9 protein-coding genes are annotated in these 10521 nt (G+C 68.5%); 3 read left to right on the top strand and 6 right to left on the bottom strand.

Going from position 1 to position 10521, the window contains the following annotated elements; genetic code table 11:
• Window positions 1-671: amino acid permease (locus QMX80_RS16440; RefSeq protein ID WP_282278228.1), on the bottom strand; the 671-nt coding region annotated here is incomplete at its 3' end.
• Window positions 672-892: 221 nt separating this feature from the next.
• On the opposite strand from QMX80_RS16440, the gene QMX80_RS16435 reads away from it, so the two are divergent.
• A complete protein-coding gene (locus QMX80_RS16435; RefSeq protein ID WP_282278226.1) occupies window positions 893-2710 on the top strand; it encodes a DUF885 family protein in 1818 nt (605 codons plus the stop codon).
• A gap of 467 nt (window positions 2711-3177) precedes the next feature.
• Window positions 3178-4338 carry a metallophosphoesterase gene (locus tag QMX80_RS16430; protein ID WP_282278224.1) on the top strand — a complete coding sequence of 387 codons (1161 nt, stop codon included), beginning with the start codon at window positions 3178-3180 and terminating at the stop codon, window positions 4336-4338.
• A gap of 66 nt (window positions 4339-4404) precedes the next feature.
• On the opposite strand, the gene mtnC is transcribed toward QMX80_RS16430, so the two are convergent.
• The 5 genes from mtnC to QMX80_RS16405 form a co-directional block, all read right to left on the bottom strand.
• Window positions 4405-5103 carry an acireductone synthase gene (gene mtnC, locus QMX80_RS16425; protein WP_282278222.1) on the bottom strand — a complete coding sequence of 233 codons (699 nt, stop codon included), beginning with the start codon at window positions 5101-5103 and terminating at the stop codon, window positions 4405-4407.
• A gap of 168 nt (window positions 5104-5271) precedes the next feature.
• Window positions 5272-5826, bottom strand: a complete 555-nt coding sequence (locus tag QMX80_RS16420; protein WP_055765194.1) for an acireductone dioxygenase — start codon at window positions 5824-5826, stop codon at window positions 5272-5274.
• Between the two features lie 92 nt (window positions 5827-5918).
• Complete coding sequence (locus QMX80_RS16415) at window positions 5919-6566, bottom strand: methylthioribulose 1-phosphate dehydratase (protein ID WP_282278219.1); 648 nt, start codon at window positions 6564-6566, stop codon at window positions 5919-5921.
• A 107-nt stretch (window positions 6567-6673) separates the two neighbouring features.
• Window positions 6674-8119: an amino acid permease gene (locus tag QMX80_RS16410; protein WP_055765201.1), complete on the bottom strand. Its 1446-nt coding sequence runs from the start codon at window positions 8117-8119 to the stop codon at window positions 6674-6676.
• Window positions 8120-8180: 61 nt separating this feature from the next.
• On the bottom strand, window positions 8181-9659 hold the full coding sequence (locus QMX80_RS16405) for an amino acid permease (RefSeq protein ID WP_282278215.1): 1479 nt from the start codon (window positions 9657-9659) through the stop codon (window positions 8181-8183).
• 180 nt (window positions 9660-9839) lie between these two features.
• Here QMX80_RS16405 and QMX80_RS16400 point away from each other — a divergent pair, with 180 nt between their 5' ends.
• Window positions 9840-10391 (top strand): NUDIX hydrolase, encoded by a 552-nt coding sequence (locus QMX80_RS16400; RefSeq protein WP_282278213.1) that lies wholly within the window; start codon window positions 9840-9842, stop codon window positions 10389-10391.
• The last annotated feature ends 130 nt before the right edge of the window (window positions 10392-10521 follow it).

The following is a 10521-nucleotide window of genomic DNA, read 5'->3' as shown; positions in this document are numbered from 1 at the left end:
CGGGCCACGGTGCGCGGCGCATCGTCCACCGACCCGGCCGGCACCGTGGCCGCCTCCAGGCCGATCATCGCCCACAGCGTCAGTGCGACGGTGGCACCGGCGACCGCACCCAGCGATTCCCCGCTGGGGTTGAACGGCACGTAATGACGGGTATCGACGAACCACAGCGCCACCAGCCCGAACAGCAGCAGCGGCACCACCTTCAGCACGGTGGTCAGCAGCTGCAGCCGGCCGGCCTCGCGCAGGCCCACCAGGTTGACGCCGGCGCACAGCCACAAGGCCACCAGGCCGCAGCTGGCCGCGCGCACCGGCGTGGCGGTCAGCGCAGGGAAGATGGCGCCGACGCTGCCGGCGAAGGCCACCGCGATGGCGGCGATGGCGCACCACATCGAGATCCAGTAGCTCCATGCCACGACGAAGCCGGGCAGTTCGCCGAAGGCGTTGCGCGCGAACACGTACGGGCCACCGGTCTGCGGCCAGCGCCGCGCCAGCCGGGCGAAGGTGACCGCCAGCAGCAGCGCGCCGCACAGGGTGATGCCCCAGCCGACCAGGGTCGCCGCGCCATACGGCGCCAGCGTGGCCGGCAGCAGGAAGGTGCCCGAGCCGATCATGCTGCCCACGACCAGGGCGGTGGCGGACCAGAAGCCCAGCGGGCGGTGCGAGGTAGTCATGGAAGGCGGCATGGCAGGGGCGCGGTCACGGCCGCGGCGAGGCGGCGGATCGGGCGGGTGACGGGCGAGGGCGCCTGCGGGGGGCAGGCGCCGGAATGGGCGCGGATTATGACGGTTTGCCGGCCGGGCTGCGACGGCGCGGGCCGGACAATGACCTATGGCCCTTTCCAGCCGGGCGCCGCCTGTGGAGGCTGGCTGCTTCATTCCCCGCTGGATTCCCCATGAAGCTGCGTCCGCTGGCCCTGTCCGTTTCGCTGTCGCTGGCCGTCGTGCTGGCCGCCTGTTCGCCCTCCGCGCCGCCGGCCGGCAGCGATGCCGCCAGCCCGGCATCCCAGGCCGACAAGGCCGCGCGGCTGAACCAGCTGTACGCCGACTACTGGGAAGGCGTGCTCAAGCTCAACCCGCTGCAGGCCACCTACCAGGGCGACAATCGTTACAACGACCAGTTGCCGGACATGGGGGCGGCCGAGTACCGCAGGCAGGTGCACGACTTCACCGTGCAATGGCTGGACAAGGTGCAGAAGCTCGGCGATGCCGGCCTGGCCGGCCAGGATCTGCTCAGCTACCGCATCTTCGTCGAGGAACAGAAGCAGTCGCTGGAAGGCGAGAAGTTCCCGGGCTGGATGATGCCGGTCAACCAGATGGGCTCGATTGTCAGTTACTCCGTGATGTTCGGTTCGGGCCAGGGGGCGCAGCCGTTCAAGACGGTGAAGGACTACGACGACTGGCTCAAGCGCGCCGCGCGCATCCCGGTGCTGCTGGATACCGAGATCGCCAACATGCGCGAAGGCATGAAGGCCGGCGTGGTGCAGCCGCGCGTGCTGATGGAGAAAGTGGTGCCGCAGTTCGATGCGATCCTTGCCGCCAAGGCCGAGGACAGCCAGTTCTGGGGTCCGGTCAAGTCGATGCCGGCCGATTTCCCGGCCGCCGACAAGGAGCGCCTGACCGCCGCATTCCGCACGCTGATCGACGACCAGCTGATGCCGGCGATCCGGAAGGAGCGCGATTTCATCGCCAATGAATACCTGCCGGCCACCCGCGACAGCGTCGGCCTGGATGCGCTGCCCGACGGCAAGGCGTGGTATGCCTTCAACGCCAGGCAGAGCACCACCACCACGCAGACCCCCGAGCAGATCCACGAGATCGGCCTGAAGGAAGTCGAACGCATCCAGGGCGAGATGCGCAAGGTGATGGAACAGGTGGGCTTCAAGGGCTCGCTGCAGGATTTCTTCCGGTTCATGCAGCACGACAAGCAGTTCGAGTTCAAGTCGGAAGAGGCGCTGCTGGCGCACTACCGCGGCCTGGAGAAGACGATCGAGGCGAATGTGCCCAAGCTGTTCTCGCTGACGCCGAAGGCCGGTTTCGAGATCCGCCCGGTCGAGGCGTTCCGCGCGCAGTCGGCCGCCGGCGGCGAATACACCTCGCCCAGCGAGGACGGCAGCCGCCCGGGCATCTTCTACGTCAATACCTACGACCTGACGACCCGCAAGACCTGGGACGCGGAGGACCTGTTCCTGCATGAAGCGATCCCGGGGCATCACTTCCAGATCGCGCTGCAGCAGGAACTGCAGGGCGTGCCGGCGTTCCGCCGCTTCGGCGGACAGACCGCCTTCATCGAGGGCTGGGGCCTGTACGCCGAAAGCCTGGGCAAGGACCTCGGCGTCTACACCGATCCGTACAACTATTTCGGCCGCCTGCAGGGCGAGCTGTGGCGCGCGGTGCGGCTGGTGGTGGACACCGGCCTGCATTCCAAGGGCTGGACCCGGCAGCAGGTGCTGGACTACATGTTCGCCAACTCTTCGGTCAGCGAACCGGATGCCATCGCCGAAGCCGAGCGCTACATGGCCTGGCCGGGCCAGGCGCTGGCCTACAAGACCGGCGAGCTGAAGATCCAGGAATTGCGCAGGCGCGCCGAGCAGAAGCTGGGCGACAAGTTCGACATCCGCCAATTCCATGCCGAAGTGCTGAAGGACGGCTCGGTGCCGCTGGACGTGCTGGACGAGAAGGTCGACCGCTGGATCTCCGGCAAGACCTCTTAAAAGGGGGGCGCCCGGCTGGAGCTTTCCCGGTAAAGCCCCGCCGGGCGCTGCCCGGCGCTACAGAACCCGCCGCTTTGTAGAGCGGGGCACCGCCCCGCTGGAGCTTTCCCGACAAAGCCTCGCCGGGCGTCGCCCGGCGCTACAGAACCCGCCGCCTCGTAGAGCGGGGCACCGCCCCGCTGGAGCTTTCCCGGCAAGGCCCCGCCGGGCGTTGCCCGGCGCTACAGAACCCGCCGCCTTGTAGAGCGGGGCACCGCCCCGCTGGAGCTTTCCCGGCAAAGCCCCGCCGGGCGTTGCCCGGCGCTACAGAACCCGCCGCCTTGTAGAGCGGGGCACCGCCCCGCTGGAGCCGTCCCGGCAAGGCCCCGCCGGGCATTGCCCGGCGCTACAGGGGCGGCATGCGAGAGTAGCGGCCACTTCTCCGTTTCCTTCCGGCGGGGCGTTCGCTGCCGCCGTGGTGCATGTCGATGATCGTACTGGTACTGCTGGTTCCCCTGTTGCTCGCATTCTGGCTGTGGTGGCCGGTGACCTCCCCGGGACGTCGCCAGCGGCGCTGGCATTTCGGTGTCACGCTGGCCTTCGCTCTGCTGCCGCCGGTGCTGGGTGCGCTGTGGCGCCTGCATGCCCTGGGCGACGTCGCCGGCGCCTGGGTGCAGCTGCTGTTCGGCTGGGTGCTGGTGGCGTTCCTGCTGGTGCTGCCGCTGGTGCTGCTGCGCGACGCGTTGTGGCTGACGTTGCGTCTGCTGAAGACCGGTGTGCCGGCGCGCACCCTGCTGCACGGCGTGCGGCTGAATCGTGGCATCGCGCTGGCGGGCGTGCTGCTGGCGACGCTGGGCGTGTTCAATGGCCTGAAACCGCCACAGGTGCACGAGCGCGAACTGGCGTTGCGCACCTTGCCGCCCGAACTGGACGGCCTGCGCGTGGCGGTGCTGGCCGATATCCATGCCAGCCCGGTCAAGGGCGCATGGCGCACGCGACGCATCGTCGATGAGGTATTGGCGGCGCGGCCCGACCTGATCGTGCTGCCGGGCGACATGGTCGACGGGCAGGTCGAAAGCAATGCGGCCAATGTCGCCGCGCTGGCCGAACTGCATGCGCCGCATGGCGTGTGGCTCGCGCCCGGCAACCACGAGTACTACAGCAACTACGCGGCGTGGATGGCGCACTTCCGGCAGATGGGGCTAGGCGTGCTGGAGAACCGGACAGCGAAGCTCGACATCGGTGGCCGCACGCTGGCGGTGTCCGGCGTAGGCGATCCGGCGTTCTACCGGCGTGGCGACCTGGTCCACGATGGCATCGCCCCTGACATCCCCGCCGTGGTGCGGCAGGCGCAGGGAAGCGATTTCCACATCCTGCTCGCGCACCAGCCGCGGTTGGCGCGTACCGCCGCGGCCACCGGCGCCATCGACCTGCAGCTGTCGGGGCATACCCACGGCGGCCATATTCTCGGCATGGATCGCTGGCTGGTGGCCCCGGCCAACGACGGTTACGTGCGCGGCGGTTACCAGGTCGGCGGCATGACCCTGTTCGTCAGTCCCGGCGCTGGCCAGTGGGACGGCTTCACCGCGCGGCTGGGCGTGCCGTCGAGCATCGATGTGCTGGTGCTGCGCCGGGCGGACCGTGAGTAGCCGCCACGGGCGGCGCTTGCGCAACGGCAGGTTTCCGCAGGCGCGGCGTCAGCGGCGACGATGCGCTCAAAGCACGATCTGGCTGAAATCCTCCACGCGCGCATGGCCGTGGGTGGCATCGCCGGTGCGCGGCATCGGGTAGTCGTCGCGGCGGTCCAGCAGCACGGTACGCAGTCCGGCGTCGCGTGCGGCATCCAGCTCCTCGACGATGTCGGACAGGAACAGGATGTCGCGCGGCGCGGCGCCGATGGCCGCGGCGATGCGCGCATAGCTGCCGGCCTCGCGCTTGCCGCCGATCTCGGTGTCGAAGTTGCCGGAAAACAGGCCGTTGAGGTCGCCGGCGTCGCTGAACCCGAAGAACAGTTTCTGCGCCGGCACCGATCCGGAGGAATAGACGTACAGGGGGATGCCGGCGGCATGCCAGCCGCGCAGTACCGCGGCCACTTCCGGGTACAGGTGCGCGGTGTAGTCGCTGTTGCGGTAGCCGCTGTCCCAGATCATGCCCTGCAGCGCCTTGAGCGCGGTGTGCTTGCGGTCCTGGTCGATCCAGCCCTGCAGCGCCTCGACGATGACTTCGTCCTGGCAGGCGCTGGCGGCGATCTCGGTGGCGACGGCATCGAGCCAGCGGCGCACCTCCGGTTCCTGCCCATGCGCGCGCACGAAGCCGGGCAGGGCGGCGCGGGCGTAGGGAAACAGCACTTCCTTGACGAAGGAGATGCTCGAGGTGGTGCCTTCGATGTCGGTGAGGATGGCGCGGACGGTCATGGGGTTGTTCCGGTTCCTTCCCCTGCAGGGGAAGTCGCCCCCGAAGGGGCGGATGGGAGGCAGCGAAGCCGTGGAGTGGCAGGAGGGCGCTGGCGGGCCGGGCAGTGGATGCATCGCCGCTCTGCGGCCCTCATGCCGATCCCTTTCCTGCGGGCAGGGCAGGGCAGGTCAGGCGGATTCCGGCTCGTAGCGCGGGAAGCGCTGCGCGATGTCGGTGCCGGTGAAGTGCCCGACCCAGCCATCCGGCTCGGTGAAGAAGCGGATCGCGACGAAGCTCGGTTCGGCCCCCATGTCGAACCAGTGGGTGGTGCTGTCCGGCACCGAGATCAGGTCGTCCTTGACGCATTCCACCTCATAGACCCTGTCGTCCACGTGCAGGGTGAACAGGCCCGAGCCGGCGACGAAGAAGCGCACTTCGTCCTCCTTGTGGTAATGCTCGTCGAGGAACTTCAGGCGGATCTCGGCGCGGTTGGGGTTGTCCGGCGCGATCGAAGCCACGTCCACGCTCTTGAAGCCGTGCGTGGCGACCAGGCGGTCGATGTCCTCGCGGTAGGCGGCGAACACGTCCTCCTGGCTGGCGCCCGGTGCGACCGGATGCCTGGCCTGCCAGCGTTCGAAGGTGACGCCGATCTTCTTCAGTTCGGTGCTGATGACCTGGCCGTCGCGGCTGTCGAGCAGCGGGGTGGCGGGATCGGTGTCGTTGAAGATGCGCAGTCGGCTCATGGCGGCGGCTCCGGGCGTGGGGATAAAAAGGGTAGCAGGCATGGGCACGGCATTGCCCCCGCCGGAGCGAGGCGGCGGGCGAATGCGGCGTTTCAGCCGGCGGCGCGCAGCCGGCGCAGTTCCAGCTCGCAATGGAGCAGGAACTCGAAGGCTTCCAGGTGGCGGCGCGCTTCGGCCATGTCGCGGCCCCAGGCGTACAGGCCGTGGCCGTCGATCAGGTAACCCCACATCGGCGCCCGGTCGAGTTCGGCCTCCACCTGCGCGGCGAGCGCGTCCATGTCCTGGGTATTGGCGAATACCTTCAGGTCCACCGCGGTCTCGTGGGTGGAGTTGCCGTGCAGCGCCTTGAGCAGCTCATAACCTTCCAGGCGGATGTGGCCATCGCCGCCGTACAGGCGCGAAGCGATCGTCTGCACCGGCGAGTGCGTGTGCAGCACGCAGCCCACTTCCGGGAAGCGCGCATAGAGCTGGGTGTGCAGCAGGGTCTCGGCCGAGGGGCGCAGCAGCCGGCCGACGGCCTTGCCGTGGAAATCCACGACCATGATGTCGGCCTCGACCAGCCGCCCCTTGTCCTTGCCCGACACGGTGATCGCGGCGTGGCGGTCGTCCAGGCGATGCGAGAAGTTGCTGCTGGTGGCCGGCGTCCAGCCGGCCTGGGCCAGTTCGCGGACGTTGTCGATCAACAACTGGGCCAGTTCGCTCAGGCGCTGGGCGTCGTAAGGGGCAGTGGGCGCGTTCATGCCGCCAATTCTACCCAGCCGGTGCCGGTTTGTTTGCCGTTGGCGGCAACGCAGAGCCCGGGGGAACGCCCCGGGCTCCGGTCATGCGCGGCCTGGTGCGTCGCCGCTCAGCCGTTGCGGGCCTTGTTGGCGGCATTGAGCTTGCTGTGCCGCATGCCGTAGGCGAAGTAGATGATGAAGCCGGTCAGCGTCCACAGGCCCATCAGCATCCAGTTGTGCAGGGTCATGGCGGTGAGCAGGGCGATGCAGCTGAGCACGCCCAGGCTGCACAGCAGCCAGGCTGCCGGCATGCGGAACGGGCGCGGCAGTTCCGGATGGGTGCGGCGCAGCACCAGCACGCCGGCGCAGACCGCGGCGAAGGCGATCAGCGTGCCCATCGAAGTCAGTTCGCCGAGGATGTCCAGCGGGAACAGCGCCGCCAGCAGGGCGATGCCGATGCCGGTGATGACGGTGTTGATGTGCGGCGTACGGTACTTCGGGTGGATGCGGGTGAACACCGGCGGCAGCAGGCCGTCGCGGCCCATGATCATGAAGATGCGCGGCTGGCCGATGATCATCACCAGCACCACCGAGGACAAGCCGATCAGCGCGCCGACCTCGACGATGATGCGCAGCCAGCCCAGCTGCGGATGTGCGGCCACCGCGGTCACCACCGGCTCGGCGGTGCCGAGCAGCTTGTACGGCACCAGGCCGGTCATCACCGCGGCCATGGCGATGTACAGCACGGTGCACACCACCAGCGACAGCAGCATGCCGATGGGCATGTCGCGCTGCGGCTTGTGCGATTCCTGCGCCGCCACCGACACCGCCTCGAAGCCGATGTAGGCGAAGAACACCATCGCCGCGCCGCGCAGCACACCTTCGAAGCCGTACTTGCCCGGGCCTTCGTTGGCGGGGATGAACGGGGTCCAGTTGCCCGGGTCCACGTACTTCCAGCCGGCGAAGATCACCAGCACGATCAGCCCGGTCTTGAGCACGACCATGGCCATGTTCATCGCCGAGGACTTGCGGATGCCCACGTAACAGAGCCAGGTCAGCAGCAGCACCAGGCCGGCCGCCGGCAGGTTGGCGATGGCGCCGGTCGGGCGCAGCTTCTCGTCCAGCGGCGCGTTGACCAGCGCCGCCGGCAGGTGGATGTCGAAATGGCTGAGCAGGCTGAGGAAATAGCCGGTCCAGCTCACCGCTACCGCCGAGGCGGAGACGCCGTACTCGAGCACCAGCATCCAGCCGATGAACCAGGCCGACAGTTCGCCGAAGGTGGCGTAGGTATAGGTATAGGCGCTGCCGGAGACCGGCACCATCGCCGCGAACTCGGCATAGGCCATGGCGCAGAACGCGCAGCACACCGCGGCCAGGATGAAGGACAGCATGATCGCCGGGCCGGCGTGGTTGGCCGCGGCCTGGCCGGTGATGACGAAGATGCCGCCGCCGATCACCGCGCCGATGCCCAGCGCGGTCAGGCCCCACGGGCCCAGGGTGCGGCGCAGGCTCAGGCCGTTGGCCTCCTCATGGGCGGCGTGCGGATGTTTGGTGGCCCACAATTGCTTGAACATGGTGCGTCTTCGCTCGTCGTGCGTGCAGGAGCGGCCGGCGCGATGGCCGGCCGGAGGAAAATCAGGCGTTCCGGTTCAGCTTGCTGTGGCGCATGCCGTAGCCGAGATAGATGGCGACGCCCAGCACGTTCCACAGCACGAACACCAGCCAGTGGGCGGCGAAGGCCATCGCGAACAGGGACAGGCAGATCAGCGCGCCCAGCGGCGCGACCAGCCACACCGCCGGCACGCGGAATGCGCGCGGCATTTCCGGGCGGGTACGGCGCAGGATCAGCACGCCGATGCAGACCGTGGCGAAGGCCAGCAGCGTGCCCATCGCGACCAGCTCGCCCAGCACGTTCAGCGGCACCAGCCCGCCCAGCATGGCGGCGACCACGCCGACGATCACCGTGCTCAGGTGCGGGGTGCGGAACTTCGGGTGCACCTTGCCGAATATCGGCGGCAGCAGGCCGTCGCGGGAAATGGTGTAGGCGATGCGGGTCTGGCCCATCATCATCACCAGCACCACCGAGGACAGGCCGGCGATGGCGCCGATCTCGACCCAGGTCTTGAGCCACGCCAGGTTGGCATAGGCTTCCAGTGCCGTGGCCACCGGCTTGTCGGTGCCGAGCTTGGTGTAGTGCATGAGCCCGGTCATCACCGCGCAGACCACGATGTAGATGATGGTGCACACCGCCAGCGAGCCGAGCAGGCCGATCGGCATGTTCCGTTGCGGGTCCTTGGTCTCGCCGGCGGCGGTGGAGACCGCGTCGAAGCCGATGTAGGCGAAGAACACGATGGAGGCCGCGCGGAACACGCCGCTCCAGCCGAAATCGCCGAAAACGCCGGTGGTGTTGTCGGGGATGAAGGGCGTCCAGTTTTCCGGATTGACATACATCGCGCCGAAACCCACGAACAGGCAGATCACCGCCACCTTGATGGCGACGATCACCGCATTGACGAACGTGGACTGGGTGACGCCGACGTACAGCAGCCCCGAGATCACGGCGATGATGAGCACCGCAGGCAGGTTGAGCAGTTTGCCGGAGGCGACGAACTGGCCGTTTTCCCAGGCGATCGGCGCGGCGGTCAGCGCCTCGGGGAAGGGCAGGTGCAGGGTGCTGGTAAGGAAACTGAGCAGGTAGGCCGACCAGCCGACCGCCACCGATGAGGAAGCGAACAGGTACTCCAGCACCAGGCACCAGCCGATGAACCAGGCCATGCCCTCGCCCAGAGTGGCGTAGGAGTACGAATAGGCGCTGCCGGAGACCGGCATCATCGCCGCGAACTCCGCATAGCACAGGCCGGCGAAGGCGCAGGCCAGCCCGGCCAGCACGAACGACAGCATGATCGCGGGGCCGGCGTGGTGGGCCGCGGCCTGGCCCGTGATGACGAAGATGCCGGCGCCGATCACCGCGCCCATGCCCAACAGGATCAGGTGCTTGGCTGTGAGGGTGCGCTTGAGCGTGGCTTCGCCCTGCAGGCTGCCTTCCACCGGTTCGCCGGCATCCACGTGTGCGGTCGGCTCGACCGGTTTGACCCTCAACAGTGTTTTGAGCATTCGCTGTTTTCCAGACCTGGGTGTTGTTCCACGCATCGGCGGGGATGCGTAAGGGACGATGCAAGCTGAACCGCTGGCAACGTCCTACCTTGCCAAAGGCAAAGGAAACCGACAAGCGCAGGTGCAGCATGGACGGCGATAATGAGCGCCGGATCGGACCGAAGGGATGTGCCTGCAGTCATGCTCGAACACGATGGGAAGCTGCGCGACGCGCTGCAGGACTATGCGCGGCGGGTGCCGGAGCACCTGGCGGTGGCGGGCCAGTTCCTGCAACTGCTGGACGAGGGGGGCGAGGATCCGTTCGCGCGCTCGCGCCTGGCCGGCCACTTCACCGGCAGCGCCTGGCTGGTCAGCGCCGACGGCAGGCGGGTGCTGCTGACCCACCACCGCAAGCTGGAACGCTGGCTGCAGCTGGGCGGCCACGCCGACGGCGACCGCGACCTGGCCGGAGTTGCCCTGCGCGAGGCGCAGGAAGAGTCGGGGCTGTCCGGGCTGCGGCTGGAGATGCGGACACCGTTCGACCTGGACCGCCACTGGATTCCCGAGCGCGGGCAGGTGCCCGGCCATTGGCATTACGACGCGCGCTACGTGGTGCGCGCCGCGGCGGACGAGCGTTTCGTGGTCAGCGAGGAGTCGCTGGAACTGGCGTGGCGCGACATCGCCGCCATCGCTGCCGACGCGCAGGCGGACGAATCGCTGCGGCGCATGGCGCGGCGCTGGCTCGCCGCGTGAGCTCCTGCGAGAGGTGCGGCTTGCCTCCAGTCCGGTCCCGGTAATGCCGGCCGCTGGCCGGCAGCTTCGGGATCATCGTCATTGCGGTTGCCGGCCAGCGGCCGGCACTGCCGCGGCGGCTCAATACAGG

The organism is Stenotrophomonas sp. PS02297, assembly GCF_029959705.1.
In the GTDB taxonomy this organism is placed as follows: Bacteria; Pseudomonadota; Gammaproteobacteria; order Xanthomonadales; family Xanthomonadaceae; genus Stenotrophomonas; species Stenotrophomonas nitritireducens.
Note: the sequence above shows the minus strand (reverse complement) of the source record. Positions and strands in the feature narration are given on the sequence as shown.

Bases quoted from the DNA above. Each gene is read 5' to 3' on its own strand.
- QMX80_RS16435 (WP_282278226.1), top strand. From the start codon at position 893: ATGAAGCTGCGTCCGCTGGCCCTGTCCGTTTCGCTGTCGCTGGCCGTC.
- QMX80_RS16430 (WP_282278224.1), top strand. From the start codon at position 3,178: ATGATCGTACTGGTACTGCTGGTTCCCCTGTTGCTCGCATTCTGGCTG.
- mtnC (WP_282278222.1), bottom strand. From the start codon at position 5,103: ATGACCGTCCGCGCCATCCTCACCGACATCGAAGGCACCACCTCGAGC.
- QMX80_RS16420 (WP_055765194.1), bottom strand. From the start codon at position 5,826: ATGAGCCGACTGCGCATCTTCAACGACACCGATCCCGCCACCCCGCTG.
- QMX80_RS16415 (WP_282278219.1), bottom strand. From the start codon at position 6,566: ATGAACGCGCCCACTGCCCCTTACGACGCCCAGCGCCTGAGCGAACTG.
- QMX80_RS16410 (WP_055765201.1), bottom strand. From the start codon at position 8,119: ATGTTCAAGCAATTGTGGGCCACCAAACATCCGCACGCCGCCCATGAG.
- QMX80_RS16405 (WP_282278215.1), bottom strand. From the start codon at position 9,659: ATGCTCAAAACACTGTTGAGGGTCAAACCGGTCGAGCCGACCGCACAC.
- QMX80_RS16400 (WP_282278213.1), top strand. From the start codon at position 9,840: ATGCTCGAACACGATGGGAAGCTGCGCGACGCGCTGCAGGACTATGCG.